This is a genomic window from Mycobacterium sp., from assembly GCF_040509115.1.
Taxonomy (GTDB): domain Bacteria; phylum Actinomycetota; class Actinomycetes; order Mycobacteriales; family Mycobacteriaceae; genus Mycobacterium.
The window spans coordinates 1-26794 of the sequence record NZ_JBEVLO010000314.1 but is presented as its reverse complement, the minus strand read 5'-3'; the positions used below and the strand labels follow the sequence as shown (position 1 = coordinate 26794).

Genomic DNA, 26794 nt, shown 5'->3' with positions numbered 1-26794 from the left:
CGCCGGATGGGCGATGGTCTGCGGATTGTCCGTGTGGGGGGTCGTCACCCCGAAGATGTTTCCACTCCAGCGTGAACGGCGCGTGGCGAAAGCACCCAACCGTCCGCCGCCGCTGGCTACTGTCGCGGTCATGGCAACCAGTGATTCCCGTGAAGTCGTCATCGAAGCTACCCCCGCGGAGATCCTCGACGTCATCGCCGACGTCGAGGCGACGCCGACGTGGTCACCGCAGTACCAACGCGCCGAGATCCTCGACAGCTACCCCGACGGGCGTCCCAAGCAGGTCAAGATGACGGTCAAGGCAGCGGGCATCACCGACGAGCAGGTCATCGAGTACACCTGGTCCGACAGCGGCGTGACGTGGACGCTGGTGTCGGCGGGTCAGCTGAAGGCGCAGGACGCCGGGTACTCGCTGAAGCCGGACGGCGACAAGACGCGGGTGAGGTTCGACATGGCGATCGACCTCTCGATTCCGATGCCGGGTTTCTTGCTCAAGCGGACCCTCAAGGGCGGGATGGAGACCGCGACCGACGGTTTGCGCAAACAGGTGCTGAAGGTGAAGAAGGGCTGACGATTCGACGAATACCGTTCGAGCGGGAGCGCTCCGGTCGGGGACAGGTGATCGTCACCAGCGAGGGCGTCGATCAGGCGGCGCCGGCGCCGAGGTTCTCCCGCACTCCGGCGGGACCCGTTGGACAGCCACCGAGGGGAACGACGTCGATCGACGATGTCGGTTGGTAGCAAGAGTTAGCTGAGCAAAGTGTTGCACAAGCAAGACATGATTACTACATTTGCTATATGGCCGTCAGGGCATCGCGCGAATTGATGTTCGACGCCTCACCCGAGGCGATCCTCGATGCCCTCGCCGACATCGAGGACGTTCCGTCGTGGTCGACGGTCCATCGGCAGGCCGAAATCCTGGACCGTCACCCCGACGGCAGGCCGCATCACGTGAAGACCACGCTGAAGCTGATGGGCGTCACCGACAGGGAAGTCCTCGAATACCACTGGGGTCCCGACTGGGTGGTGTGGGACGCCGAGGACACGTTCCAGCAGCGCGCTCAGCACGGCGAGTACAACCTGACCAGGGTGGGCGACCAGACGCGGGTGCGCTTCGACATCACCGTCGACGTGGCCGCGCCGATCCCCCGGTTCCTGATGAAGCGGGCCAAGAAGATCGTCCTCGAGGTGGCGGTCGACCGGTTGCGCTGCCTGGTGACGCGCAACCACGGGTGACGGCACTCAGATCTTCAGGTCGGGGTGCTCGGCGTAGATCTCGGTGATGAGCGACATGTCGAAGAGGTCTTCTGCGGCAATGTCGAGTTTGGCCGCCTGCAGCGCCGTGATGTTCTCGTCGATGAGGGCCTGGGTCATGGTGAACAGGCCGTTGGCCTTGGTGTCGTCGGAGACGACGAGGCCGACCTGGGCCTTGGCTTCCTCGGTCTGCTCGGCGACGTCGAGGTTCTGGTCCTTGCCGTAGACCTCCGCGGCCAGGCGGGCGGATTCGGCGGGATCGGCGATCGCGTCCTGCCAGCCCTTGATCTCGGCGATCAGGAACGCCTTGAGCTTGTCGCGCTCGTTGTCGATGGTCTCTTGCTTGACGGTGAACGTCTCGGCCACCAGGGGAAGCTTGAAGTCGGCGAACAACATGGCGTGGTTGGGGAAACCCTTGGCCGCCAACGTGATCGGTTCGTTGGTCACATAACTGACCCAGCCGTCGACCTCGCCGTTGGCCAGCGGGCTCGGGTCGAACTGGGCAGGCACCACGGTGATCGACTTGGGGTCGATGCCGTTGGCGTCCAACAGCGCACCGAACACCAGCTGATTGGAGTCCTGCACGCCGATCTTGCGGCCCACCATGTCCTGCGGCGTGTTGATCGGCTTGGCCGCCGAACTGACGATGGCGAACGGATTCTTCTGATAGGTGGCGCCGACGATCTTCGCGGGCAGACCGTTGAGCACCGCGGGCGCGGTCAACTGCGGCGCCGACATGCCGATCCAGATCTTTCCGGTGTCAAGGCCGGCCTCCACACCCGTGCCCGCGGCACCGCCGGCAACGAGGTCGACGCCGCTGAATCCCGCGTCGGTGTAATAGCCCTTCTCGAGCGCGAAGTATTCGCCCGCGAACTCGATGTTCTTGATCCAGGACAGCTGGACCGCGACCTTGCCGAACTTCGAGCCGTCCGAGGGGCTGCTGCTGGACGAACTGGTCGAGTCGCCACCACCACACGCGGCGACGAGCCCGCTTCCGCCGACGGCCAAGCCGGCGAGCGTGGCGTACCGAAGGAACTCGCGGCGATGGAGGGAAGTCATGGATCGCACCCTAAGCGCCTGACAGGAAGTTGTCAGCGCGTCTTTCCGGCATCCGGCCCGAATCGGGCGAGTACCACGCTCTCCATCACGCCGACCACGGCGTAGAGCAGGATCGACACGATGGTGACGATGGCGATCGACGCCCAGAGTTCGTTGTACTGATAGCGCGGTATCGCCTTGATCAGACTGGAGCCCAAACCCTCACCGCTGCCCAACCATTCGCCGATCAGCGCCCCGATCAGCGCGCCCGGCACCGAGATTCGCGCCGCGGCGAACACCGACGGCAGCGCGGACGGGATCGCCACCAGGTACAGCGCCTTCCACCGGTTGCCGCCGTACGCCTCGACGAGTTCCTGTGCCTGACGGGGTGCCTCACGCAATCCGGCCATGATCATCACCAGGGCGGGGAAGAATACGACGATGCTCGCCATCACGGTCACTGCGGCCACCCCGCGCCCGAACACCAGGACGATGATCGGCGTCATCGCCACCAGGGGCACCGAACGCAGCAGCACGGCGATCGGCAGCAGAGTCTGCGCCAGGCTGGCGAACAGCACGAAGAGGGCAGCCACGACGACGGCGGCGCCGATGCCCGCGACGAAGCCGATCGACGCGTCGCGCATGGTGATCTGCAGGTTGTCCAGCAGGTTGGTCCGGGCGGTGTCGCTGGTGGGCGCGGTGAACAGATAGTTCCAAACGTCCACCGGCGACTTGCCGACCCGCGGGCCGACCTGGGGGAAGGCGACGAGAAACAGGTACCACAGCGCGAAGAGCAGGGCCATGGCGATGCCCAGCGGGGCGAGGAAGCGCCCAACGCGGCGCAGCGTCGACGTCACCGCTTGCCCGCCGACGTCCATGGGGTGACCAGTCTGGCCACCACGGCGACGATCGCGTAGCCAAGACCGGCCATGGCCGCCGCCGCGATCGCGAGTCCCCAGGTGCGCGGCACGTTGTAGGACGTCTGCGCCGCCGTCAGTGCGACGCCGATGCCGCTGTCGACGCCGCCGAGGTACTCGCCAAGGATGGCGCCCAGTACCGCCGACGGTGCCGCAATCTTCAACGCCGCGAACGTATTCGGCGCCGCCGAGAAGAGGCGGACCTTGGTGAACTTCTGCCACCGGCCACCGCCGTACGCCTCGACCAGGTCGAGGCTGGCCTTGTCGGCCGACCGGAGACCGGCGAGCGTGCCGACCATCGTGGTGAAGAAGCAGTACATCGCCGCGAGGAAGATGGTGGGCGCCCGGCCGCCGAACACCACCAGGATGATCGGGCCCAGCGCCAGCAGCGGCGTGCAGTAGCTGAGGATCGCCAGCTGCGTCGCCAGCGATTCGACGGGTGGGATCAGCACGACCAGGACGGCCAACGCGATCGCCAGGCCGTTGCCCCACAGGAAGCCCTGCACCGCGCCCTGCGAGGTCACCGCGAAGTTCGGTCCGTAGAGGGCGGCGCCGTCGCGGGCCATGGTGCTCAACACGGCGACGGGTGTCGGGATGGTGCCGCCCGCCGCGCCGAGCGCGGCAAGCAACCACCATGCCAGCAGCAGCCCAGCGATCCCGATGGCACCGCCGAGCCAGGCGGGGCGCGCCGTCACGCGATGCCCTGCGTGCCGTCGGACCTCCCGAACAGCAGCTCGGTCAGGTAGTCGTGGATCCGGTGGAACTCCGGTGTGCGCATGATGTCGGGAGTGCGGGGGCGAGGCAGGTCGATCGGCACCATTTCGATGATGCGGCCGGGCCGCGGGCTCATCACGGCGACGACGTCGGACAGGAACACCGCCTCGGCGATGCCGTGGGTGACCATCAGCGTCGTGGCGGGCTTCTCGGTCCAGATGCGCAGCAATTCGAGGTTGAGGCGCTGACGGGTCATGTCGTCGAGAGCGCCGAACGGTTCGTCGAGCAGGAGCACGGTCGGTTTGACCACCAGGGCGCGGGCAATGGACACGCGCTGGCGCATGCCGCCCGACAGCTGCGCCGGTTTCGCCTTCTCGAAGCCTTCGAGACCGACGAGTTTGACCAGGTCGGCGATGAGGTCCGGGTCGGAGGGCAGCCCCGCGACCTGCAAGGGCAGTCCGATGTTGGAGACGACGCTGCGCCAGGGCAACAGCGCCGAGTCCTGGAAGGCGATCCCGAGCTCGTGGTGTTTGCGCAGTTCAGTGGGTGACTCGCCGTTGATCAGCGCGGTTCCTCCAGTGGGTTCCTCCAGACCGGCGAGGATCCGCAGCACGGTCGACTTGCCGCAGCCAGATGGGCCGAGCAGCGCGAGGAACGCGTCCTTGGTGGTGTGCAGGTCGACGGCCGCCAGGGCCTCGACGGGGCGGCGCCCCACCTTGAAGGTCTTGGTCAGCGCCGTGATGTCGATTCCGGTCGCGGAGGTAGCGGACGTCGCGGAAGTCGTCGCGGATGTCATGGTCGCCCAGTATGCGCACGGCCCGGGGTAATGCGCACCCCGAGTCAAAGGGAATGCGCCCGTCACGTGGGCCGGTTGACCCTGGCATGCCTACCGGAGTGGTCATCAATCCCAGCCCCAGTGCCAGCAACGCCGTCGACGACGTCATCGACCAGGCCCGTGCCGCCCACGAACTCGGAGTTCAGCAGATCTGGCTGGCGCAGCGGTTCGATTACGACGCGATCAGCCTTGCCGGGCTCGTCGGTGCCGCCGTGCCGGGACTCGGCGTCGGCACCTTCGTCGTGCCGATCAATCCCCGCCACCCGTTGATCCTCGCCACCCTTGCGCAGACCGCGCAGGCGGCGGCGCACGGCAACTTCAGCCTCGGCCTCGGGCTTGGTGCGCACGTCGTCGAGGCGCAGGCGTTCGGCACGGCGTGGCCCAACCCGGTCGGTCGGTTGCGGGAGCACCTCACCGTGCTGCGGTCCATCTTCGACACCGGTGCGGTGGACTACCACGGCAGTGACTTCACCGCCGCGCCGGAGTGGCCCGTCGCCGTTCCCGGTGGTACGCCCATCCCGCTGTACGTCGCGGCCATGGGGCCGAAGGCCTTGCGTGTGACGGGTGAACTGGCCGACGGCACGTTGCCCTACCTGGCGGGTCCGCGCACCATCGAGCAGTTCATCGCACCGACGATCACCGACGCAGCGACGGCGGCGGGGCGGCCCGCGCCGCGAATCATCGCGGCGGTGCCGGTGGTGGTGTCCGACGACGTCGACGCAGCGAGGGCGCTGGCGGACGGGGAGTTGGAGTTCTACGCGACCATCCCGTCATACCAGAAGGTCATCGCGCGCGAGGGCGTCGAGAAGGCGGGCGAGCTCGCCGCCGTGGGTCCGGCCGACGCGGTGCGCACGCAGCTGCAGCGCTACCTCGAGGCGGGAGCGACGGATCTGGTGCTCAGCCCGCTGCGTTCGGACACCACCGACCGCGAACGGCTGTGGGAAGTCGCCGCATCGTTGTAGGTGTTGCGCGTTGTAGGTGTTGCGCGTTGTAGGTGTTACGCCGAGCGGCTACTCAGCCCTTGAGCACCTGCAGTCGGCGGATGGCCTCCTCCATGGTGTCGTCGCGCTTGCAGAAGGCGAAGCGCACCAGGTGATTCCAGTCGCCAAGGTGCGACGAGTCGGGGTCGCAGAACGCCGACATCGGGATCGCGGCGACGCCGGCCCGCTCGGGTAGCTCTGCGCAGAAGGTGGTGCTGTCGGCATAGCCCAGCGGGCGAGGGTCGGCGCACAGGAAGTACGTGCCGAAGCTGTCGAGTACGCCGAAACCGATGTCGGTGAGCGCATCCGACAGTCGAGTCCGCCTGGCCTGGAATGATTCTCGCAGCGCAGCCGTCCAGTCGTCCTCGTGGTTGAGCGCTTCGGCGACGGCGGGTTGGAACGGCGCACCGCCGACGTAGGTGAGGTACTGCTTGGCCGTTCGCACGCCGGCGATCAGATCGGCTGGGCCGCAAGCCCATCCGATCTTCCAGCCGGTGACGTTGAACATCTTCGCAGCGCTGGAGATGGTGACGGTACGCTCGGACATGCCGGGGTAGCCGGCCAACGGAAGGTGTCGATGTCCGTCGAACACCAGCCGCTCGTACACCTCGTCGGTGATGACGAGAAGGTCGTGCTCGACCGCCAGCCTGGCGATGCCTGCGAGTTCCGCGTCGGTGGCCACCATGCCCGTCGGATTGTGCGGTGAGTTCACGATCAGTGCGCGGGTTCGGGGCGTGATCGCGGCGCGCAGCGCGTCGACGTCGATCGCGAAGCCGCGGCCGTCGGCGACGAGCGGCACGGCCACCCGGTGGCAGCCAGCCATCGCGATGACGGGGGAGTAGGAGTCGTAGAACGGTTCGATGAGCAGGACCTCGGAGCCGGGCTCGACCAGGCCGATGACGGCGGAGGCGATGGCCTCGGTGGCCCCGGCGGTCACCAGCACCTCGGTGTCCGGGTCGTAACCGATGCCGTAGAGCCGTTCCCGCTGGGCCGCGATCGCCTCGCGCAGCGGCGCGATGCCGGGTCCTGGCGGATACTGGTTCACGCCTTCGGCGATGGCGTTCTCGGCCGTCTTGAGCATCGCCGAGGGACCGTCCTCGTCGGGGAACCCCTGGCCGAGGTTGACCGCACCGATGCGCGCCGCGAGCGCGGACATCTCGGCGAAGATCGTTATCGCGTAGGGCTGCAGGCGGGAAACCGTCATGGCAGAGAAGCCTAGTCACCCGACACTCCTGCGAACGATTGCAGTTCGACGCGAGTGGTGCGGGCGCGGGCGGTAGCCTGACTCGAGGAGTCCAGCGACGCGCGGGTTCCCCAGCCAAGGATCGAGACGGATGCCACGACGGGTGACCATCGATGACGTGGCCCGCCTCGCCGAGGTGCACAAGGCCACGGTGTCGCGTGCGCTGAACGCGCAGACACGCGATCAAGTCAACGCCGAGACCCTCAAGAGGGTCAAGAAGGCCGCCCGGCAACTGGGGTACGTGCCCAACGCGATGGCGCGGGGGCTGCGCACCAGCAAGTCGATGACGATCGGCGTGATCATCCCCGACCTGATGAATCCCATCTTCCCGCCGATCGTCCGTGGCGTCGAATACGTGCTTCAGGCAGAGGGTTACACCGTGTTGGTGGCCAACACCGATACCCACGACGACGTCGAGATCTCGGCCTTCGAGTCACTGCTGCAGCGCCGGGTCGACGGCTTCATCCTGGCCACCGGCCGCTTGGATGATCAGCCCGTCGTCGAGGAGGCCGTCGCCGCGGACGTGCCCGTCGTGCTCGTCAACAGAGGCACCGCCATCGGCCAGTTTCCGTTGGTCTCGGGCGACAACGTCAGCGGAATCGAAATGGCCGTAAGCCATCTCGTCGAGCTCGGGCATCGCCACATCGCGCACGTGGCGGGCCCGTCGAACTTCTCGACGACCCGGTCGAGGGCGGAGGCCTTCGAAGTGGCCGTCACCAGGGCGGGCGTCGCACACGAGACGATCTACGCCGAATCCCTTTCCATCGAAGCGGGTTTCCGTGCGGCAGGCGATCTGGTGTCGCGGACGCCCCCATGCCCCACCGCGCTGGTGGCGGGCAACGACCTCGTCGCACTCGGCCTCATTCGACGGATGCGTGCCGAGGGGCTGCGGTGCCCGGAGGACATCTCGGTGGTCGGGTTCAACGACATGCCCTTCGCCGAGGACTTCTGGCCGCCCTTGACGACGGTGCACATGCCGCTCCGGGAGATCGGCGCCGAAGCGGCCAGGCTACTGCTGCGCGGTATCGAGGCGGGCAGGCAGGAGGGGGCGACGTTGACGCTGCCGGTATCCCTCGTCGTGCGCGGTTCCACGGGGCCTGCCCCTAGCTGACGGTTCCTGCGGCCTCCGCGACGAACTCGTCGGCCAGCGTCGCGGCGGCGGGACTGCGGTGCCTGACGGGTGCCGCAGCCAGGTAGAGCGTCCAGACCACCGCCGGCGTCAACGGGATGTGGCGTAGATCGGTGAACCGTCGTGCCTCCGTGGCTGGCATGACCGTGACACCCAGTCCGTGTCTGGCGAGCCCGGCGGCGGTGGCGTAGTCGGCGACCTCGTATGCGGTGGTGGTGACGAGTCCCGCCGAGGCGAGGGCCTGTTCCAGGAGGCGGCGCACCCCCCATCCTGGGGCGAACTGGATCAGTTGCTCACCGACCAGGTCGGTGAGCCGGACCCGCTGGCGGTCGGCCAACGGGTGCTCGGGCGACGAGACGAACAACATGGGGACGCGGTCGAGGGGTTCGACGTCGACGAGTGGCGTCGGCCTGCCCGGCGTGGAGATCAGCGCGAGATCCAGTGTGCCGTCGGCGACTTCGGCGACGTGGCCGGCGGAACCCGCGCCGCTCTGGCGCAGTCGGACGTTGACGAGGGGGTGTCGGCGGTGAAACCGGCCCAGCACCGCGGGCAGATCCAGTGCACCGGAGGACATCAGCGTCCCGACCTCAACCGTGCCTGCGAGCTGGCCCTGATATTCGGTGACGGTGTTCTTGGCGCGCTTGGCGGCGGCGAGCACCCCGTAGGCCTGGTCGAGGAACGCCACTCCCGCGGGGCTCAGCGCGATCTGCCGCCGGGACCGGTCGATGAGTTCGACGCCGAGTTCCCTCTCGAGTTTGGCCACCGACGTCGAGAGCGCGGACTGCACGACGTGCATCCGCGCCGCGGCGCGGGAGAAGTTCAGCTCGACGGCCACCGAGACGAAGTACTCCAGCTGACGCAGCTCCACGGCCTCATTCAACCATCTATCAGATAGATGGTGAGCATCATGAACATTCGTTGGACCTGATCGTTTGCGGGTGCTGTGATGAGCAGATGACGATCGCCGCCACCCCCGCCACCGCGCGCCCGAACTACGACGTGCGGCCCACCTGGGGCGCGTTCATCGGCGGATCCTTCGTGGACGTCGGCGCCGAAGAGGTATTCGCCGTCACCGAGGCGGCCACCGGGCACGTACTCGCCAACGTCGCCACCAGCGATGCCGACGTCGTCGATGCCGCCGTCGCGTCCGCCCGCGCCGCCCGACCCGCCTGGAGCTCGCTGAGCCCCCGCGAGCGGGGCGCCTACCTACGCCGGGTCGCCGAGGTGATCAGGGCCAACGCCGACGAACTCGCCGACCTCGAGGCGCGCGAGGTCGGCAAGCCCAAGCGTGACGCGGGGCGGTTCGACGTCTCGTTCTGCTCGTCGGCCTTCGACTTCTTCGGGGGACTCGCCGACACCCTGCCCGGTGAGATCCTCGACCAGGGACCGATCGAGGCCCGCGTGGTCTACGAGCCGTACGGCGTGGTCGCCGCGATCCTGCCGTTCAACTGGCCGCCCATCCACTTCGCGAAGAAGAGCGCACCGGCACTCGCGGTGGGCAACGTCGTCGTCATCAAACCCGGTGAGCAGGCGCCGCTCACCGTGCTGCGCCTCGTCGAACTCGCCAATACCGTGCTTCCGCCCGGGGTGCTGAACGCGGTGTGCGGCGTGTCGGCGGGGGCTGATCTCGCCGGGCACCGCGGCGTCGAGCGGATCACGTTCACCGGCGCCACCGCGACCGGCCGCCGCGTCCTGGCCAGCGCGGCACGCCACTTGACCTACGCCACAATGGAACTCGGTGGGAAGAACGCATTGATGGTGTTGCCCGACGCCGATCTCGACGTGGCGCTCGACGTCGCGATCGAGGGCATGTTCTACAACCAGGGCGAGGCCTGCACGTCGACGGCCAGAATACTGGTGCACTCCACGCTGCACGACGAGTTCACCCGCAGGTTCGTCGCCAAGGCATTGGCCCTGAAGGTGGGCGACGGTCTGGATCCCGCAACCGACATCGGCCCGATGGTCGACGGGCGTCAACGGGACCGGGTGCTGGCCTATCTGCAGACCGCGCTCGACGAGGGGGCGACGATCGCCGGGCAGGGCGACCTCCCGACCGACGAGCGCTATCGCGACGGTTACTGGGTGCCGCCGACGGTGCTCACCGGCGTCACCCCGGAATCGACTGTGGGGCAGGAGGAGATCTTCGGCCCGATCGCCTTGATCATGTCGTTCGAGACCGTGGACGAGGCCATCGAGATCGCCAACGGCACCGAGTACGGACTGACCGCCGCCATCTGCACCCGTGACGAGGCCCATGCGTGGCGCATCGCCCAGCGGCTCGAGGCGGGAATGATCTTCGTCAACAACTACATGCGCAAGTCGTTCCTGGGATCGCCGTTCGGCGGGGTGAAGGGCAGCGGCTTCGGCCGGGAAAACGCCGCGGAGACACTGCGAGAGTTCGTGCGCTCCAAGAACGTTCGATTCCGATCCGGTCGCGGTGTGGTCCCAGTCTGGCCGCCGGTCGATTGAGGCGAACCCACATGACCACCACGCAGACGGCGGACGTCGTCGTCGCGGGAGCGGGGCACAACAGTCTCATCACCGCGTGCTACCTCGCCAAGGCCGGTTACAGCGTCCTTGCCGTCGATGCCAGGCACATCCCCGGCGGCGGTGCGGCGACCGAGGAGATGCTGGCGCCCGGCTACCTCGTCGACTCCTGCTCGACGGGGCATACCCTGATTCAGGGCAACCCGCTCATGGTGAACGACGAGTTGGGCCTGCTCGCCGACCACGGGTTGAAATACGCCCATCCCGATCCCGTTGCGCACGTGATGTTTCCGGATGGCAAGCAGTTCACCCACTGGCTCGATCTCGAGCGGACCGTCGACGGGATCGCGCATTACTCGAAGGCCGATGCCGCGGCCTACCGGCGGCTGATCGCCGAGTGGGCCGACGTCAAGCACCTGTTCAACCGGGCCCAGTTCTCGCCGCTCGGCCATGGTCGGAGCCTGGACCAGATGCTCGACGATCATCCGATGGGCAACGTCTGGAAGCGGCGCAGGGTGATGTCGTCGTGGGACGTCATCCGACACGAGTTCTCCAGCAGGCACATTCGGGCGTACATGCTGTGGCAGGCCTACCAAACGATGGTGCGCCCCGACGCGGCAGGATCGGGCCCGCTCGCGTATTCGATCATCGGAGGGCGGCAAGAGAAGAGCTGGTCCATCCCGCTCGGCGGCTCGGGCAAGCTCACCGACGCACTCGCCGCCTGCTTCGCATCCTACGGCGGTCGGATCGAGACCGACGTCATGGTCGAGTCGTTGATCCTCGACCGCGGACGCGCGGTCGGAGTGCGGGCGACCGACGGTCGCGAATTCCTCGCCACGGTCGCCGTGCTCTCGACGATCCACGTCAAGCGACTCGTCGACATGGCGCCCGCCGAAAGCTGGGATCAGTCCTGGCGTTACGGCGTGTCCACCTACGACCCGGGCGCCGCGGGTTTCGCGGTGTACCTCGGCGCCACGGCGCCGCCGGTGTTCGAGACCTCCGAGGGACCGGTGTCGGCCGTGTCCGCGGGATATGCCGGCTGGCCCGAGGACATCCTCGACCACGCGCGCATCGCCTACGACGGGGGCTGGCAGGACCGCATCGGCTGGATGCTGGCCGCCACCCCGACACTCGTCGATCAATCCCGGGTGCCGGTGCCTGGCCATCAGACGGTCAAGCTGCTCAACACGGTCGGTCACGTCCTGCCGGGGGGCACCGACTACGGCGAGGTGATGGCCCGCCGGGCGCGGGAGCTCAAGGAGCTGACCCGCTGGATGTGTCCTTCGTTCACCGATGACGTCATCGTCGCCGAATACGTCAAGGGGCCAATCGAGTTCGAGGAGTCCAATCCGGCGATGGTCAACGGCGCCTGGCACGGCGGCGACCGCGGCATCACGTTCGCAGGGCCGCAACGGCCCGCCCCCGGTTGGGCACAGCACCGCACGCCCATCCAGGGGCTCTACCAGACCGGAGCCACCACGTATCCGGGCGGCTCGGTGACCGGCGGTCCAGGACGCAATGCCGCGATGATCATGCTCGAGGATCTCGGCAAGGACTTCGAGCCGCTCACCCACCACCGCGGCACGACGGGGTAGCGTCGGCCATGGACACCATCACCCTTGGCGTGTTCTCCCCGTCGGTTCTACTCGGGGTCGCGCGTGACACCGGCAGGCTGTCGGCCGCCGGACTTCGGGTCGACGACGTTGCGGTGCCGTCGTCGCCCGCCCAGTTCGCGGCACTGCGCGACGGGGCCTATGACGCCGTGTTCACCAGTCCCGACAACGTTCTCGCCTACCGGTTCCTGCCGCGAAATCCGCTCGGCGCGTTGCTCGACGTCGAGATCGTCGCGGGCGTGGACCGTGGCGTCGGACTCTGCCTCGGGGCGCGTCCCGGGGTCTCGGAGGTAGCAGAGTTGCGCGGCGGTCGGCTCGGGGTCGACGTGCCCACCTCCGGCTTTGCCTTCGTCGCGTACGCACTGCTGGAGGATCTCGGGCTGTCCCGCGACGACGTCGAAATCCTCACGCTGGGTTCGACTCCCAAGCGTGTCGCCGCCCTGCAGGCCGACGGCTGCGACGTCACGGTGTTGAACGCAGGAAACGAGTTGATCGCCCGTGACGTCGGTTGTGCGCTGCTCGCCGACGTCACGCGGCTGGGTCCGTACCTGGGTACGGTCGTGGCGCGGATGCGACAGGGGCCGCAGGACGTCGCCGTCGGCCGCCTGGTGGCGGTCCTCGGCGAAACGGCCGCAGCGATCGTGGGCGGCGAGCTCGATGGCGAGGCCCTTTCCGCCGCCCGGCAATTGCTCGGGCTGGGTGACGACACCGCTGCCGACCACGTCGCGGTGCTGAAGGACCCCGTGCGCGGGCTCGTTCCCGACGGCTCCGTCGACGTGGTGTCGCTGACGACGCTGGTGGACCTGCGACGCCGTTTTCTGCCCTTCCCCGAACTGGACGGCCTCACCGACCGGTTCGACGAGGTCGTCCGCGCCTGCGCACTGGTCGGTTAGGCCTCGGGGGAGCTGCGGATTCTCCGTCGCCGCGGGGGGTCGCTCGACGAGAGCTGCAACCGATTGCGTAGGCCAGCCGACGTCGCATCCATCGAGCCACGTTCGCCCCCAGCGACCCATGGGCACCTTAGGCGCTTGACGTCGCAATGAACGCATAATTGCCGTTCCGGACCCGTTGACATCGCGACGAAGAATGTGGCAGGCTTCACTGCAATCGATTGCAAGTGGCTCACACAACACCAATTGGGGCCCCATCGGGCAATCGGTCTGACAGAGAGGTTGGACATGCGAATTACCAATGCCTTTCGCGCGGTAGCGGCTGTCGCTGCCATCGCGCTGGCCGCCACGGGGTGTTCCGCCGACGAACCCAGCCAGAGCGGCGACATCACCATCGGTGCGTCACTCCCGCTGACCGGCGAGTTCAGCCAGGGCGGACTGGACACCCAACGCGGCTACGAGACGTGGGTCGAGATGACCAACGAAGCTGGCGGTCTGCTCGGCAAGCCGGTGAAGATCGTCGTCAAGGACGACGCCACCCAGCAGGAAACGGCAGTCAGCAATTACAACAACCTGATCTCCCAAGACAAGGTCGACCTGCTGCTCGGCAGTCAGTCCTCACTGCTGAACATCCCCGCCTCGGCCATCGCCGAGAAGAACAAGAAGCTCTTCGTCTGCCCGTCCTGCGGTTCGCCCGACATGTTCAGCCGCGGGTTCTCCTACATCTTCTTCGCCCAGCAAGCCGTGGCCACCGACCAGGCAAAGGTGTTCGCCGACTGGATCGCGGCGCTGCCGCCCGAACAGCGACCCAAGACCGCGGCGTACCCCTCGCTGGACGACCCGTTCGCCGGTCCGGTGGTCGAGGGTGCCGAGAAGATCCTCAGCGCCGCAGGCATCAGGACGGTCTACAAGGACCAGTACCCGGCGACGACCAAGAACTTCGACTCCGTGGTCAACGCGATGAGGGACGCAGGAGCTGAGATCGTGGTCCAGGGAGCGCAATTCGAGGACGGCGTCAACATGATCCGCTCGATGAACCGCGCGGGCTACCGGCCTGCGATGCTGTATCAGAGCAGCTCGCCCACCTACGGGAAGCAGTACCTCGACGCGGTTGGTCCCGAGAACGCCGAAGGCGTGTTCTTCTCGGCCAGCTACAGCTCGGTGGCCGACACCCCCAAGAACGCCGAGTTCGTCAAGCGGTACCAGGAGAAGTTCCAGCAGGAACCGCCGGAGGATGCGGCCGACGGGTTCGCCGCCGCCGAGGTCCTCGCCGCCGCGGTCACCGCCGTCGGCTCCTACGACGACCAGGCCAAGCTCGCCGACTGGCTGCGCGGCAACACGGTCGAGACGCTTCTCGGTGAACTGAGCTGGAACGCCGACGGAAGTCCCAAGGGTGACTTCCTGGTGGGTCAGTGGCAAAGCGGCCAGTCTCAGGTCGTCCTGCCGGAAGACGTCGCCACCACCAAGACGATCCTGCGCTGGCAGGGCGGGGCCATCTAGCCGTCCCTGCAGTTGGAAAGGAGCCTCAATCGTGACTTCCCTTGTACAGACCGTGATTCTGGGCCTGCTCGTCGGTGCGCTGTACGCGCTGATGGCCTCGGGTCTGACCCTGATCTTCGGGGTCATGCGGGTGATCAACCTGGCACACGGCGCGTTCGCCATCCTGGCGGCGTTCCTGACCTACACCCTGTGGCAGCAGCTGGGTCTGGATCCGCTTCTGTCGATCCCGATCGTGATGGTGGTGATGTTCGGCCTCGGCTGGCTGGTCTACGTGACCGTCATCCGGCACGTCCGCGGCGCCCACGTCAGCATGACCGTGCTCGCGACGTTCGGGATTGCGCTGCTCCTCGAAGGGGTCATGGGCTTCATCTGGGGCAACACCTCCACGGCGGTCCGGGTGTCCTACACGGAGGCCTCCGTCCAGCTCGGGCCGTTCTACGTCCCGCTGGCGATGCTCATCGCGGCCGTCATCGCGGTGGTCGTCATCGGTGGGCTCTACCTCATCCTGAACCGGACCTGGGCGGGCCGGGCCATCCGCGCTGCCTCGGCCAACGAGAACGGTGCACTGCTGGTGGGGGTCAGCGTCGCCACGGTCGCCGCGCTGACCTTCGCGATCGGCGTGGCCACCCTTGGCGCGGGCGGTGCGATGCTGTCCACGATCTACCCGTTCCTTCCTGGCACCCACTACCAATGGATCGCAAGGCTTTTGGCCATCGTGGTGCTCGGCGGTCTAGGTAGCCTGCCCGGTGCGATTCTCGGTGCGCTCGTCATCGGGGTCGGTGAAATGGCCGCCACCACCTACCTGGGCGCGGCGTGGCCCGTCGCCGTTCCCTTCCTCGTCATCATCGTCGTGCTGATCACCCGTCCCCAGGGCATCCTCGGCACCCGACTCAGAGAGGACGCCGTCGCATGAGTGCCTCACCCGCAACCGCGTCAACGACCCCGTCCCCGCTTGCTCGGCTGCTGGATCCGCGACTGGAGAAGCTCGCCGCCCGCGTCGTCGTCGGCGTCGCCGCGATCGTGATCGTGCTGTTCCCGCTGTCACCCAGCATCTCGGCGCAGAACACCGTGATCCTGGCGCTGGTGCTGGCCATCGGTGCCAGTGGACTGAACGTGATCACCGGCCTCACCGGCTATCTCTCGCTGAGCCAGGGCGCGTTCATCGGCATCGGCGCCTACGTCGGCGCCATCCTCGCCAACCGGATGCCCGACGTGCCACCGCTGCTGTGGGTTCCCGTGGCAGGCGTCGTCGGCGCGGTGATCGCCATGCTGCTCGGGCTGGTCACCTACCGGTCGCGCGGGCCTGCGTTCGTCATCATCACCGTCGCGTTCCTGTTCCTCGTCCAGTTCGTCGCCATCGAATGGGTGTCGGTGACCAATGGCACCTCGGGGCTCACCCTGCCGCTGCCCGACTGGCCGGAGGCCTGGGGCAACTGGCCCTTCCACCTGGTTCTTGTTGCGCTGCTGGGACTTTCGTTGCTGATGACATGGTGGATCCGCCGCACCAAGTTCGGCATGGGTCTGATCGCGATCCGGGAGGACGAGGGCAAGGCGGGCACCATCGGCGTCAACGCCCCCGTCTACAAACTGCTCGCGTTCGGCGCGAGCGCGCTGTTCGTCGGCATGGCGGGCTCGGCTTACGGCTACTACCTGTCGTTCGTCGATCCGATCGGCATGTTCTCGATCATCACCAGCGCACTCATCGTGCTGTCGGTGATCCTCGGCGGTCGCGGCACCCTGTTCGGTCCGGTGCTGGGCGCCTTCATCATTCAGCCCGTCAACAACCTGGCCAACGACGCCTTCGGTGGCGGCAACGCCCGGCTGGTGATCTTCGGTGGGCTACTCGTCCTGCTGGTGATCCTGCTGCCCAAGGGCATCCTGCCCACCATCGCCGGGCTGCTGGAGAAGGCGAGAACCAAGGGTACCGTTGGACTTTCGGGTGCCAGACTGAACCCGCTCGATCGTCCCATCACCGCGGTCGAAGTGCATGAACCGAAGCCGACGGGGCGCACGCTGCTCGAGGTGCGGGGACTTCACAAGAGTTTCGGGGGCAACCATGCCGTCAACGACTGCAGCTTCACCGTTCCCGAGGGTTCCATCACCGCACTGATCGGGCCCAACGGGTCCGGCAAGACGACGGTCTTCAACCTGATCTCGGGGACGATGACGCCCGACGAAGGCCAGATCATGTTGAACGGCGAAGCGATGGAAAAGCTTTCACCGTGGTCCCGCGCCCATCGTGGGATCGGTCGCACGTTCCAAATCACCCGGCTGTTCAAGGAGATGACGGTCCTGGAGAACGTCGTCGCCCCGCTGCGCGACTTCAAGGTCCGTCAACTCGGGCTCGGCGCCGTGAGCGGTTCCGAGGCCGCACGCGCCGAGGAACTTCTGGAGTTCGTCGGGATGGCGGCCTACCGGGATGCCCGCGCAGGCGCGCTGTCCTACGGCCAGCAGAAGCTCGTCGAACTCGCCCAGGTCCTGATGCTCGACCCCAAGCTGATCCTGCTCGACGAGCCAGCGGGCGGCATCAACCCGACGCTGATCGAGCGGATGGGCGATCTGATTCGCTCGCTCAACGCCCAGGGCACGACGTTCCTCCTTGTCGAGCACAACATGCCGTTCGTGGTGGGGCTGTGCGATCCCATCAGGGTGCTGGCGCGCGGTGCGGTCATCGCCGAGGGCACACCGGGGCAGATTCAGAAGGATCCGTTGGTGCTCGACGCCTACCTGGGCGACGACTACCTGCTCGAAGCGCCCTCGAAGGCGTCGGCCAAGGCCGGCCCGACGAACGTCCCAGTGGTGGAGAGGAATCCGGCATGATTCGACTCGAAGGCGTGGTCGCCGGGTATGGCGGCGGCAACGTACTGCAGGGCGTCGACCTCGAGGTGGCCGCGGGCGAGCTCGGCTGCATCGTCGGCCCAAACGGCGCAGGCAAGTCCACGGTGCTGCGGGCTGTCAGCGGTCTGCTGAAGCCGAGTGCCGGGCGCATCACGCTCGACGGTGAGGACATCACCGGACTGGCACCCGACGAGGTGCTGGGGCGTGGCGTCACCCAGGTACCGCAGAGCAACGGACTGTTCTCGACGCTCACCGTGCGGGAGAACATCCTGATGGGCGCCTACGTCATCCGCAAGCAGCGAGCGCTGGTTCGCAGCCGGTACGACGAGATACTCGGCATGTTTCCACTGGTGGCCGACAAGACGGGCATTCGGTGCGGCAATCTGTCAGGTGGCCAGCGCCGCATGGTCGAGTTCGCGCGCTCGTTGATGCTCGACCCCAAGCTCGTCCTGCTCGACGAGCCATCGCTGGGCCTGGACCCCAAGTCGCTCACCGTGATCGACGAGGCCGTCGCGATCATGCGGGGCAGCGGAAAGGCCGTGCTGATGGTCGAGCAGAACGTCCGATTCGGACTTCGGATGGCCAGCAGCGGCATCGTCATGGAGAGCGGCCGGGTGCTGCTCACCGGCCCGGCGTCCTCGGTGCTCAACAATCCCGAGATCGCCGACCTGTACTTCGGCGGCGCAGTGCACGGCGGCAAGAACACCGAAGAGCACACCCCGGCCACGCAACCCACGGCCTGAATCATCACTTACAGAGAGGGATCCTCCATGTCTACTTCAAACCTCAAGATCGGCTGGATCGGCGCCGGGCGGATGGGTGCGCAACTCGTGATCCGTCTGCTCGACGCAGGCTATGACGTCACCGTCTACAACCGCACCGTCTCGAAGGCTCAGGATCTGGCCGACAAGGGTGCCTCGGTCGTGACCCGTCCCGTCGACCTTGCCGACCGCGACCTGGTGTTCGCCATGGTGTCGTCGTCCAAGGACCTCGAGGAGGTCATGCTCGGCGACGGCGGACTGCTCACCGGTGAGTCATCACCGCGGGTGATCGCCGACGCCTCAACGGTTTCCGCGGAGACCAGCACACTGATCCGCGAAGCCGCCAACTCCCGTGGCTCCGACTTCCTCGCGACGCCCGTCAGCGGCAATCCCAAGGTGATCGCCGCGGGCAAGCTGACGGTGGCCGTCTCCGGCCCACGCGAGGTGTTCGACTCGATCGAGCCCGTTCTCAACGTCTTCGGCCGTGGCGTGACCTACGTCGGCGAGGGCGAGGTCGCGCGCCTGGTGAAGATCGCCCACAACCTCATGCTGGGCGTCGTCACGCAGTGCCTCGCCGAGATCACGGTGCTGGTCGAGAAGGGTGGCGTCAGCCGCGCCGACTTCCTGGCCTTCCTCAACGACTCGGTGATGGGATCGACCTTCACGCAGTACAAGTCGCCGGCATTCGTCAACCTGGACTTCTCGCCGACCTTCACCATGGCGCTGCTTCAGAAGGACTTCGACCTCGGGCTCGACGCCGCCTACGCGCTCAAGTCGCCCATGCCGATCTGCTCGGCCACCCGTCAGATCGTCGCGCAGGCAGAGGGGGCCGGCGAGCACGCCGAGCAGGACTTCGCGACGTTGCTGCTCGAGGTCGCCCGAGGCGCGGGGATCACGCTGACGTCGGAGGACGTCCCCGTGGACGATGGGCTGACGCCGGTGCGCTCGTGACGGGAGCAGACATGAGACCGCTTGGCGCACCGGGGCACATGGGTGTCGACTACGAGGAGCGGGTCGACTTCGCGCGGTTGCGCGACTACCGGATCTCTCGGGCGAAGGCGGCGTTGGAGGCCAGCGGGTGCGGTGCGTTCCTGTTGTTCGACTTCTACAACATCCGCTACACCACCCAGACGTGGATCGGTGGGGCACTGGGCGACAAGATGATTCGCTACTGCCTCCTGGTGCGGGACCGCGAACCGATCCTGTGGGACTTCGGCTCGGCGGTGCGGCACCACAAGCTGTACTCGCCGTGGCTTCCCCAGGAGAACTGGCGGGCGGGCTTCCTCGGATTCCGGGGAGCCGTCGCGCCCGATGCGGGCCTGATGCGTGCCGCGGTGACCGAGATCAAGGGCATCCTGACCGACGCCGGCGTGGCCGACGAGCCGGTCGGCCTCGACATCGTCGAACCACCGTTCCTGTTCGAGATGCAGCGCCAGGGGCTCACCGTCGCCGACGCACAGCAGAGCATGTTGGACGCCAGGGTGATCAAGTCGAACGACGAGATCATGCTGCTCAACCAGGCCGCCGCGATGGTCGACGGGGTGTACCAGGACATCGTCGACGTGCTCAAACCCGGCGTGCGCGAGAACGAGATCGTCGCACTCGCCAACAAGCGGCTCTACGAGATGGGGTCCGATCAGGTCGAGGCCGTCAACGCGATCTCGGGCGAGCGGTGCAACCCGCATCCGCACAACTTCACGGATCGCCTCATCCGGCCGGGCGACCAGGCGTTCTTCGACATCATCCATTCCTTCAACGGATATCGGACGTGCTACTACCGCACCTTCGGGGTCGGCAGCGCCACGGAGAGCCAACGCGACGCCTACAAGCAGGCCCGCGAATGGATGGACACCTCGATCGCGGCCATCCGGCCCGGTGTCGGATCCGACCAGATCGCTCAGCTGCTGCCAAAGGCCGAGGACTTTGGGTTCGAGAACGAGATGGCGGCGTTCGGACTGCAATTCGCCCACGGACTGGGGCTCGGCCTTCACGAGCGTCCGATCATCTCGCGGCTGAACTCCCTGGAGAACCCGGTCGAGTTGCGGGCGGGCATGGTGTTCGCCATGGAGACCTACGCGCCCGCCTCGGACGGCTTCTCGGCCGCGCGGATCGAGGAGGAGGTCGTCGTCACCGACGACGGCCCGGTGATCCTGACCAAGTTTCCTGCCCAGGAGCTGTTCGTGGCGAACGAGTACTGAACTCAGCCACCCGATTCGAGGTTCTTCGTCGCGGCATCGACGAACGACCTTCTCAGTTCTTCGACGGGCCTCCGTAGGAGGGCGGGATCGTACGTCTGCTCGGTGCTCCTTGGCACGCCGACGAGGAGGTCCGCGAGCTGCGGCCGCGACGGCTTCGGATCGGGGTAGGTGGCGATGACGGCGTCGTCGATGCGGGCAAGGACGGCTTCGTAGTACACGTCGCGGTACTTGTCGCGAAGCGCGCGGGCGAGGTTCAGCACGTCGGCCGCGCCGGCGATCTCCGAGCTCGAGATGGCTTGATCCAGTGCGGTGTACGCGTCCTGCCACGAGTTACCGGCCTGAGGCGGCCCAGGCTGCGCACCCCCGAAGAAGCCACCGGCGGAGTAGTTGCCGTAGCCGAACCGGTAACCGCCCGCGACGCCCGACGCGATCGCCGACGTCGTGAAGTCACTGGCGTTCTGCAGCGCCGTGACCCTCGTCAAGATGGACGCGTAGTGCTCTTGGCGTTGATTGTGCTGAAACTCCACGGCCGTGCGTGCGTTCTCGGCCTCGATCAACTCCCGGGTATCGGCGCTGCTCCACGCGGCGCCCAGCCATGCGCTGCCGACCGTGATGGCCGCAATCACCAAGGGAAATGCGGCCCTCTGCAGCCACCACCACCGACCACGATCAGGGGAACTGCCGCCTGGGGGTGGACTGCCGCGGTCTGACATGGCGGGACTCTAACAAGGTCGGCCCGCAGTCACCGCCACCGACAGGCGGAGGGAGTCGGAAAGGCCCAGATCGCCCAATTCGACCCCAATGGCACTCCTGGGTGATACCGGTTACGCCCTCCAGACCGTCTTGAGGTTGCAGAATTCGCGGATGCCGGCGGCGGCGAGTTCGCGCCCGTAGCCGGATGCCTTCACCCCGCCGAAGGGCAACTCGGGGTAGGACACGGTCATGCCGTTCAGGAACACCGCGCCCGCGTCGAGCTGCGCGACGAACCAATCCTGTTCTGCCGCATCGGTGGTCCACACCGCAGAGCTCAGGCCGAAGGTGGTCTGGTTGGCGACCTTCACCGCTTCGGCGCGATCGGCCACCCGGTATAGCGAGGCCACCGGCCCGAACGTCTCCTCCATGACCACGCGCATCTCGTCGGTGAGGCCCGCGAGTACCGTCGGGGCATAGAACCAGCCAGGCCCATCGGGGGTGGTACCGCCCGCGAGCACCTGCGCACCCTTCGCGACGGCGTCGTCGACCAATTCCGCGACCTCGTCGCGACCCGACTCGGTGGCCAGCGGGCCGACGTCGGTGGCTTCGTCCATTGGATCACCGACGGTCAGCGCGGCCATCTTCGCCACGAAGAGTTCCGCGAACCGGTCATAGACGTCGGTGTGCACGATGAATCGCTTTCCCGCGATGCAGGATTGACCGTTGTTGGAGATCCTTGCCTTGACGGCCGTGGCCGCGGCGGCCTCCAGGTCGGCGCTGGGCATCACGATGAACGGGTCGGATCCGCCGAGTTCGAGGACCGCCTTCTTGATCTGGCTTCCCGCCGTGGCGGCGACGGAGCGGCCCGCCGGCTCGGACCCGGTGAGCGTCACGGCCTTCACCCGCGGATCCTCGAGCACCGCGGCGACCTCGGCCGAGCCGATCAGCAAGGTGCGGAACGAGCCGGCTGGAAAGCCGCCCTTCTCGAACAGCCCGTCGAGGTACAGCGCGGCCTGCGGAACATTGGACGCGTGTTTGAGCAGGCCCGTGTTGCCCGCCATCAACGCCGGAGCGGCGAACCGAATCACCTGCCACAGCGGGTAGTTCCACGGCATGACGGCTAGTACGACGCCCAGTGGTTGCCATACCGAACCCGCCTGGGAGGCGGCCACGGCCGAGGGGTCGGTCAATGATTCGGCGGCCAGGAATGACTCGGCGTTCTCGGCGTAGAAGCGCATGTTCTTCGCGCACTTGAGGACCTCGGCGCGGGATTGGGCGATGGGCTTGCCCATCTCGAGCGTGATCATTCGCGCCGCGTTCTCGACGTCGGCCTCGAGGACTTCGGCGCTGGCGATCATCCATTGCGCGCGTTGCGCGTAGGTGGTCTCACGCAACGCCACGTGTGCCGTGAGGGCCGCGGTGATGCGACGTTCCACCTCGGCATCGTCGTGCGCCTGGAAGGTCTCGACGGTTTCACCGGTGGCCGGGTTGATGGTTGCGATTGCCATGAGCGGATCCTTCTGTTGGAGTTGCGGGCTTGTGAATGACGTTGCTAGGTGAAGACTTCCGGGTGGCGGGCGAGTTGCAGGCGGGTGCGACGGATGTGGCCAAGAAGAACGCGTTCGGCCTCCTCGCAATCCTGCTCCCGGATTGCGGTTGCCAGCATGTGGTGTTCGTCATGCAGGATGCGGTTGCCGTCGAGGTCGAGGAGCCGGGTGAACGCCCGACGGTAGTGCTGTGTGGTGTTCCACAGCCGCTCGACCGACGGTCCGAGAAAGCTCGTTTCGGCGCCGGCGTAGCTGCCGAGGTGGAACTCGCGGTCGAGTTCGAGGAACTCCTCGACGTCGCGTACACCCTGCATCTCGTCGACCAGGTCGGTCAGTCGGTCGATCTGGTCCGGTCGAAGCGCAGGCATGCTGTAGCGCAGCAAGAGGGGCTCGATGCGCTCACGCACCTGGTACAGCTCGACGCATTCGTCGAGGCTCAGCCGGGCGATCCACGCGCCGGTGTTGGCCACCGTCGTGATCAGCCCCTCTGACTCCAGGATGCGCAGTGCCTCCCGGACGGGCACCCGGCTGGCGCCGAACTGTGCGGCGAGTTCCTCCTGGCGCAGCCGCGTTCCTGGCGGGTGGGCGCCGTGCAGGATGGCCGCGCGAAGATCGTCCGCGACGCGGGCGCCGGTGACCCCATCGCGGACGCGGCTCACTCCGCCGGGTGGTTCGGGTTCCACAGCAGCACCTCGGCCTCCCTCTCGTAGGCCTTGCCGTTCGGAAAGCTCACCAGCTCGAACTGCATGCCCCACGGGCTCAGAAAGTACACCCAGCGTTGTCCCTCGCTCGCGTTCCTGCTTGCCGTTGGTTCGCCGAGGACGCGAATCCCCTCGGCGCGTAGGTAATCGACGGCGGCATCCATGTCGTGGACGTAGAACGCGAGGTGGTGGCCGCCGATGTCGCTGTTGCGCGGGATCGGAGACTGCCCATCGGCGGGCTCGTAGGAGAACACCTCGAAGTTGGCGCCGGTGCCGCAGCGATAGAAGCGGAGCTGCCGCATCACCGTGCGCGGGTGGACGTTGAGGTGCTCGCGCATCCAATCGTCGTCGTGCTCGAACGGACCCAGCGTGTACACGTGGGTGCAGCCGAGGATCCTGACGAAGAAGTCGTGAGCCTCCTCCAGATCCGGCACGGTGAAGCCGATGTGATCGGTGCCGACCAGGCCCGGTAGCGCCATATCGCTCTCCTCGATAGTGGATCCAATATTGCTCAGCATAGGCATTTGGAAACCGTTTGGGGAACGAATCTAGCCAAATTGGATCCAATAGCGCTATGTTGGTGTGGTCGCGCTCACTCCGGACGAGCGCAGACCTTCGACGGAGATGAGGGTTTCATGCCACTCGAACGCAATCTTGAGACCCATGCACCATGGGTCGAGCTGTCAACCACCGAAGACGACTGGAAGGCCGCTGACCCGGCGCTTCTCGCGACGATGCTCGTCGAGCTGCATCTCATCCGCGCCTTCGAGGAGACGGTGCTCGAGCTCGCGGGTGAAGGCCTGGTGCACGGGCCCGCCCACTCCAGCATCGGGCAGGAGGGCGGCGCGGTTGGATCCATCGTCGGGCTGCGGTCCACCGATGCGGTCAACGGTTCGCACCGCGGGCACCACCAGTTTCTGGCCAAGGCCCTGACGCACGTGAGCGGCGGCGTGCTCGACCCGTCCGCCGTGGTGACCCCGAAGATCCAGCGGGTGCTACAGCGCACCCTCGCCGAGATCCTGGGATTGGCACAGGGTTACTGCCGCGGCCGCGGCGGCTCGATGCACCTGCAGTGGTTCGAGGCGGGCGCGCTGGGCACCAACGCCATCGTCGGCGGCGGCGTGCCGATGGGCGCAGGCAACGCATGGGCCCAGAAGCACAGCGGCACGTCCGACCTGACCATCAGCTACTTCGGTGACGGCTCGAGTCAGATCGGCTCGGTGCTCGAGACGATGAACCTCGCCGCGGCCTGGAAGCTGCCGTTCTGCTTCTTCATCGAGAACAACCTCTACGCCGTCTCGACGCACGTCAGCGAGATCACCGCCGATCCCCGCCTCTCGGTCCGCGGTCAGGGCTTCGGGATACCCGGCTGGCGCGTCGACGGAATGGACCCGCTCGCAGTGCATCTGGCCATGCAAAAGGCAGCGGATCGAATGCGCGGCGGTGACGGGCCCGCCGTCGTCGAAGCCGAGGTCTACCGGTTCTTCCACCAGAACGGCCCCTACCCGGGAAGCGCCTTCGGCTACCGCAACAAGGAGGAGGAAGCCGAGTGGCGCCAGCGCGATCCGCTCGAAAGGGTGGCACGGGAGATGACGGCCCTCGGCCTCATCGACGAGGCCGCGGTGGCCTCCGTCCGGACCCAAGCGCAGGCGGCGATGAAGGACGCGGTGGCCGAACTCGTCGAATCGGACCCAGAGTCCAAGGGCAAGCGCCGCATCCGCCCCCAACTGTGGCCCGATCCCGGGTTCGTCAACGTCGGCGTCCGCGGGGACGCCAGCGAACTCGACGCACTGGAGGTGCTCGAGCCGGCGGATTACGAAGGCCCCTGGCGCAAGGTCAAGTTCGTCGAAGCGGTCGCGGGCGTGATGGATCGCCGGATGGCCACCGACGAGCGCATCGTGGTGTTCGGTGAGGACGTGCACCGGCTCAGCGGTGGAACCAACGGCGCCACCAAGGGTTTGGCCAAGTACGGTGACGACAGACTGGTCGGCACCCCGATCAGTGAGAACGCCTTCACGGGCATCGGTGGCGGACTCGCGCTCGACGGCAGGTTCCGACCGGTGGTCGAGTTCATGTACCCCGACTTCATGTGGGTGGCCGCCGACCAGGTGTTCAACCAGATCGGCAAGGCGCGGCACATGTTCGGCGGTGACAATCCCGTGCCGTTCGTGCTGCGGACCAAGGTGGCGATGGGATCGGGCTACGGCTCCCAACATCTGATGGATCCCGCCGGGGTGTTCGCCAGCAGCCCCGGCTGGCGAATCGTGGCGCCGTCGACCGCCGCGGACTACGTCGGCCTGATGAACGCCGCACTGGCGCTTCAGGATCCGGTACTGGTGATCGAGCACATCGACCTGTATCCCACGGCGGATCAGGTGCCCGAGGGCGACCTGGACTACGTCATCCCGCCGGGGCGCGCCGCCATACGACGCCAGGGCACCGAGGTGACCGTCATCAGCTACCTGTCGATGGTGGCGCGCTGCGCCGAGGCGATCGAGCAGACCGACGTCGACGCCGAACTCATCGACCTCCGGTGGCTCGACCGCGCGTCCCTGGACTGGGACACCATCGAAGCCAGCGTGCGCAAGACGAACGCCGTGCTGCTGGTCGAGCAGGGTGCGCGGGGCAGCTCCTACGGCGGCTGGCTGGCCGACGGGATCCAACGTCGCCTGTTCGATTGGCTCGACCAACCGATTGAGCGGGTCTCCGGAGGGGAGGCGTCGCCAAGCATCTCAAAGGTGTTGGAACGCGCCGCCATTGCGAGCACCGAAGAGATCGTCGCCGGTCTCGAGAAGGTTCGCGTCGGAATGGGTGAACGCGTGTCGAGCGAAGCGACGGGGGGGAACCGCTGATGCCCACCGTGGTGCGAATGCCGGAAGTGCTCGCCAACGCCACCGAGGCCGTCATCCAAGCGTGGCTGGTGTCGGTGGGGCAGACGATCTCCGTCGGAGAGCCGCTGGCCGAGGTGGAGACCGAGAAGGCCGTCGTCGAACTCGCTGCCGAGGTGGAGGGAATCCTGGCGCGGCTCATCGCCGAGCCGGGGGTGACGATCTCCGTCGGAGAACCCATCGCCGTCGTCCTCGGGCCCGGCGAGACCGACGCCGACATCGACCCCGGCCTACTCGCCGACGCGACGACGCGGGATCCCGAATCGGCCGCCCCCGTCATCGAGGACGTCGCGGTGCCAGAGCCGGAGCCAAAACCAGAGCCGAAACCGGAGCCGCAGCCAAAACCGGAGCCGGAGCCCGCAGCGGACGAGTCGCCCGTCGTCTCACCCGACACCAACGGGCGGCGGCTGTTCGCCACGCCGCTGGTGCGAAAGCTCGCACGTGAGAAGGGGATCGACCTCGGTACCCTTACCGGCACCGGGCCGGGTGGCCGCATCGTGCGACGGGATCTCGACAGGGGGCCCAAGAAGGCGCCGACCCCCGCATCCGCGCCGACCCCCGCATCCGC

Annotated in this window: 25 protein-coding genes and 1 pseudogene; 16 read left to right on the top strand and 10 right to left on the bottom strand. The window is 67.1% G+C overall.

Annotated features, from left to right (window positions below):
- The first annotated feature begins 130 nt into the window (after positions 1-130).
- From ABW137_RS22260 to ABW137_RS22250, 3 genes and pseudogenes are all read left to right on the top strand, one after another.
- Complete coding sequence (locus tag ABW137_RS22260; protein ID WP_526403617.1) at positions 131-571, top strand: SRPBCC family protein; 441 nt, start codon at positions 131-133, stop codon at positions 569-571.
- Positions 572-621: 50 nt separating this feature from the next.
- Positions 622-741: pseudogene (locus ABW137_RS22255) on the top strand (CoA transferase); the annotation flags it as partial.
- 57 nt (positions 742-798) lie between these two features.
- Positions 799-1236 (top strand): SRPBCC family protein, encoded by a 438-nt coding sequence (locus ABW137_RS22250; protein WP_526403616.1) that lies wholly within the window; start codon positions 799-801, stop codon positions 1234-1236.
- Between the two features lie 6 nt (positions 1237-1242).
- On the opposite strand, the gene ABW137_RS22245 is transcribed toward ABW137_RS22250, so the two are convergent.
- The 4 genes from ABW137_RS22245 to ABW137_RS22230 are packed head-to-tail and all read right to left on the bottom strand — an operon-like array spanning position 1243 to position 4719.
- On the bottom strand, positions 1243-2313 hold the full coding sequence (locus tag ABW137_RS22245) for an ABC transporter substrate-binding protein (RefSeq protein ID WP_526403615.1): 1071 nt from the start codon (positions 2311-2313) through the stop codon (positions 1243-1245).
- Between the two features lie 32 nt (positions 2314-2345).
- Complete coding sequence (locus ABW137_RS22240) at positions 2346-3170, bottom strand: ABC transporter permease (RefSeq protein WP_526403614.1); 825 nt, start codon at positions 3168-3170, stop codon at positions 2346-2348.
- Positions 3146-3904, bottom strand: a complete 759-nt coding sequence (locus tag ABW137_RS22235) for an ABC transporter permease (RefSeq protein ID WP_526403613.1) — start codon at positions 3902-3904, stop codon at positions 3146-3148. The genes ABW137_RS22240 and ABW137_RS22235 overlap by 25 nt, the downstream gene beginning before the upstream one ends.
- The gene (locus ABW137_RS22230; RefSeq protein ID WP_526403612.1) at positions 3901-4719 is read right to left on the bottom strand and encodes an ABC transporter ATP-binding protein; all 819 of its coding nucleotides are present in this window, start codon (positions 4717-4719) and stop codon (positions 3901-3903) included. The genes ABW137_RS22235 and ABW137_RS22230 overlap by 4 nt, the downstream gene beginning before the upstream one ends.
- Positions 4720-4805: 86 nt before the next feature.
- Here ABW137_RS22230 and ABW137_RS22225 point away from each other — a divergent pair, with 86 nt between their 5' ends.
- Positions 4806-5720: a TIGR03564 family F420-dependent LLM class oxidoreductase gene (locus ABW137_RS22225; RefSeq protein ID WP_526403611.1), complete on the top strand. Its 915-nt coding sequence runs from the start codon at positions 4806-4808 to the stop codon at positions 5718-5720.
- Positions 5721-5772: 52 nt separating this feature from the next.
- Here ABW137_RS22225 and ABW137_RS22220 read toward each other — a convergent pair whose 3' ends face one another.
- Positions 5773-6942, bottom strand: coding sequence for a pyridoxal phosphate-dependent aminotransferase (locus tag ABW137_RS22220; RefSeq protein WP_526403610.1), 1170 nt, complete (start codon positions 6940-6942; stop codon positions 5773-5775).
- 130 nt (positions 6943-7072) lie between these two features.
- Between ABW137_RS22220 and ABW137_RS22215 the strand changes: the two genes are divergently transcribed.
- Complete coding sequence (locus ABW137_RS22215) at positions 7073-8092, top strand: LacI family DNA-binding transcriptional regulator (RefSeq protein WP_526403609.1); 1020 nt, start codon at positions 7073-7075, stop codon at positions 8090-8092.
- Here ABW137_RS22215 and ABW137_RS22210 read toward each other — a convergent pair.
- Positions 8085-8978 carry a LysR substrate-binding domain-containing protein gene (locus tag ABW137_RS22210; RefSeq protein WP_526403608.1) on the bottom strand — a complete coding sequence of 298 codons (894 nt, stop codon included), beginning with the start codon at positions 8976-8978 and terminating at the stop codon, positions 8085-8087. The genes ABW137_RS22215 and ABW137_RS22210 overlap by 8 nt on opposite strands.
- A gap of 86 nt (positions 8979-9064) precedes the next feature.
- Between ABW137_RS22210 and ABW137_RS22205 the strand changes: the two genes are divergently transcribed.
- The 9 genes from ABW137_RS22205 to ABW137_RS22165 all read left to right on the top strand — a co-directional run bounded on the left by ABW137_RS22205 (position 9065) and on the right by ABW137_RS22165 (position 20397).
- Positions 9065-10579: an aldehyde dehydrogenase family protein gene (locus ABW137_RS22205; RefSeq protein WP_526403607.1), complete on the top strand. Its 1515-nt coding sequence runs from the start codon at positions 9065-9067 to the stop codon at positions 10577-10579.
- Positions 10580-10590: 11 nt separating this feature from the next.
- The gene (locus ABW137_RS22200; protein WP_526403606.1) at positions 10591-12192 is read left to right on the top strand and encodes a phytoene desaturase family protein; all 1602 of its coding nucleotides are present in this window, start codon (positions 10591-10593) and stop codon (positions 12190-12192) included.
- A gap of 8 nt (positions 12193-12200) precedes the next feature.
- A complete protein-coding gene (locus ABW137_RS22195) occupies positions 12201-13103 on the top strand; it encodes an ABC transporter substrate-binding protein (RefSeq protein WP_526403605.1) in 903 nt (300 codons plus the stop codon).
- A 285-nt stretch (positions 13104-13388) separates the two neighbouring features.
- Positions 13389-14600 carry an amino acid ABC transporter substrate-binding protein gene (locus tag ABW137_RS22190; protein ID WP_526403604.1) on the top strand — a complete coding sequence of 404 codons (1212 nt, stop codon included), beginning with the start codon at positions 13389-13391 and terminating at the stop codon, positions 14598-14600.
- Between the two features lie 31 nt (positions 14601-14631).
- Complete coding sequence (locus tag ABW137_RS22185) at positions 14632-15513, top strand: branched-chain amino acid ABC transporter permease (protein WP_526403603.1); 882 nt, start codon at positions 14632-14634, stop codon at positions 15511-15513.
- Positions 15510-17420 (top strand): branched-chain amino acid ABC transporter ATP-binding protein/permease, encoded by a 1911-nt coding sequence (locus ABW137_RS22180; RefSeq protein WP_526403602.1) that lies wholly within the window; start codon positions 15510-15512, stop codon positions 17418-17420. The genes ABW137_RS22185 and ABW137_RS22180 overlap by 4 nt, the downstream gene beginning before the upstream one ends.
- A complete protein-coding gene (locus tag ABW137_RS22175; protein ID WP_526403601.1) occupies positions 17417-18181 on the top strand; it encodes an ABC transporter ATP-binding protein in 765 nt (254 codons plus the stop codon). Before ABW137_RS22180 ends, ABW137_RS22175 begins: the two co-directional genes overlap by 4 nt.
- A gap of 27 nt (positions 18182-18208) precedes the next feature.
- Positions 18209-19150, top strand: a complete 942-nt coding sequence (locus ABW137_RS22170; protein ID WP_526403600.1) for an NAD(P)-dependent oxidoreductase — start codon at positions 18209-18211, stop codon at positions 19148-19150.
- An 11-nt stretch (positions 19151-19161) separates the two neighbouring features.
- The gene (locus ABW137_RS22165) at positions 19162-20397 is read left to right on the top strand and encodes a M24 family metallopeptidase (RefSeq protein WP_526403599.1); all 1236 of its coding nucleotides are present in this window, start codon (positions 19162-19164) and stop codon (positions 20395-20397) included.
- 2 nt (positions 20398-20399) lie between these two features.
- On the opposite strand, the gene ABW137_RS22160 is transcribed toward ABW137_RS22165, so the two are convergent.
- The 4 genes from ABW137_RS22160 to ABW137_RS22145 form a co-directional block, all read right to left on the bottom strand.
- Positions 20400-21110, bottom strand: a complete 711-nt coding sequence (locus ABW137_RS22160) for a hypothetical protein (protein WP_526403598.1) — start codon at positions 21108-21110, stop codon at positions 20400-20402.
- 111 nt (positions 21111-21221) lie between these two features.
- Positions 21222-22598: an NADP-dependent succinic semialdehyde dehydrogenase gene (locus ABW137_RS22155; RefSeq protein ID WP_526403597.1), complete on the bottom strand. Its 1377-nt coding sequence runs from the start codon at positions 22596-22598 to the stop codon at positions 21222-21224.
- A gap of 44 nt (positions 22599-22642) precedes the next feature.
- Entirely contained in the window at positions 22643-23320 is a 678-nt protein-coding gene (locus tag ABW137_RS22150; RefSeq protein ID WP_526403596.1) for a GntR family transcriptional regulator, read from the bottom strand.
- Positions 23293-23817, bottom strand: a complete 525-nt coding sequence (locus tag ABW137_RS22145) for a VOC family protein (RefSeq protein ID WP_526403595.1) — start codon at positions 23815-23817, stop codon at positions 23293-23295. Before ABW137_RS22145 ends, ABW137_RS22150 begins: the two co-directional genes overlap by 28 nt.
- 156 nt (positions 23818-23973) lie before the next feature.
- Here ABW137_RS22145 and ABW137_RS22140 point away from each other — a divergent pair, with 156 nt between their 5' ends.
- Positions 23974-26190 carry an alpha-ketoacid dehydrogenase subunit alpha/beta gene (locus ABW137_RS22140; RefSeq protein WP_526403594.1) on the top strand — a complete coding sequence of 739 codons (2217 nt, stop codon included), beginning with the start codon at positions 23974-23976 and terminating at the stop codon, positions 26188-26190.
- On the top strand, positions 26190-26794 hold a 605-nt coding region (locus tag ABW137_RS22135; protein ID WP_526403593.1), incomplete at its 3' end, for an E3 binding domain-containing protein. The genes ABW137_RS22140 and ABW137_RS22135, both read left to right, overlap by 1 nt.

Bases quoted from the DNA above. Each gene is read 5' to 3' on its own strand.
- ABW137_RS22260 (WP_526403617.1), top strand. From the start codon at position 131: ATGGCAACCAGTGATTCCCGTGAAGTCGTCATCGAAGCTACCCCCGCG.
- ABW137_RS22250 (WP_526403616.1), top strand. From the start codon at position 799: ATGGCCGTCAGGGCATCGCGCGAATTGATGTTCGACGCCTCACCCGAG.
- ABW137_RS22245 (WP_526403615.1), bottom strand. From the start codon at position 2,313: ATGACTTCCCTCCATCGCCGCGAGTTCCTTCGGTACGCCACGCTCGCC.
- ABW137_RS22240 (WP_526403614.1), bottom strand. From the start codon at position 3,170: ATGGACGTCGGCGGGCAAGCGGTGACGTCGACGCTGCGCCGCGTTGGG.
- ABW137_RS22230 (WP_526403612.1), bottom strand. From the start codon at position 4,719: ATGACATCCGCGACGACTTCCGCGACGTCCGCTACCTCCGCGACCGGA.
- ABW137_RS22225 (WP_526403611.1), top strand. From the start codon at position 4,806: ATGCCTACCGGAGTGGTCATCAATCCCAGCCCCAGTGCCAGCAACGCC.
- ABW137_RS22220 (WP_526403610.1), bottom strand. From the start codon at position 6,942: ATGACGGTTTCCCGCCTGCAGCCCTACGCGATAACGATCTTCGCCGAG.
- ABW137_RS22215 (WP_526403609.1), top strand. From the start codon at position 7,073: ATGCCACGACGGGTGACCATCGATGACGTGGCCCGCCTCGCCGAGGTG.
- ABW137_RS22205 (WP_526403607.1), top strand. From the start codon at position 9,065: ATGACGATCGCCGCCACCCCCGCCACCGCGCGCCCGAACTACGACGTG.
- ABW137_RS22200 (WP_526403606.1), top strand. From the start codon at position 10,591: ATGACCACCACGCAGACGGCGGACGTCGTCGTCGCGGGAGCGGGGCAC.
- ABW137_RS22195 (WP_526403605.1), top strand. From the start codon at position 12,201: ATGGACACCATCACCCTTGGCGTGTTCTCCCCGTCGGTTCTACTCGGG.
- ABW137_RS22190 (WP_526403604.1), top strand. From the start codon at position 13,389: ATGCGAATTACCAATGCCTTTCGCGCGGTAGCGGCTGTCGCTGCCATC.
- ABW137_RS22180 (WP_526403602.1), top strand. From the start codon at position 15,510: ATGAGTGCCTCACCCGCAACCGCGTCAACGACCCCGTCCCCGCTTGCT.
- ABW137_RS22175 (WP_526403601.1), top strand. From the start codon at position 17,417: ATGATTCGACTCGAAGGCGTGGTCGCCGGGTATGGCGGCGGCAACGTA.
- ABW137_RS22170 (WP_526403600.1), top strand. From the start codon at position 18,209: ATGTCTACTTCAAACCTCAAGATCGGCTGGATCGGCGCCGGGCGGATG.
- ABW137_RS22165 (WP_526403599.1), top strand. From the start codon at position 19,162: ATGAGACCGCTTGGCGCACCGGGGCACATGGGTGTCGACTACGAGGAG.
- ABW137_RS22160 (WP_526403598.1), bottom strand. From the start codon at position 21,110: ATGTCAGACCGCGGCAGTCCACCCCCAGGCGGCAGTTCCCCTGATCGT.
- ABW137_RS22155 (WP_526403597.1), bottom strand. From the start codon at position 22,598: ATGGCAATCGCAACCATCAACCCGGCCACCGGTGAAACCGTCGAGACC.
- ABW137_RS22145 (WP_526403595.1), bottom strand. From the start codon at position 23,817: ATGGCGCTACCGGGCCTGGTCGGCACCGATCACATCGGCTTCACCGTG.
- ABW137_RS22140 (WP_526403594.1), top strand. From the start codon at position 23,974: ATGCCACTCGAACGCAATCTTGAGACCCATGCACCATGGGTCGAGCTG.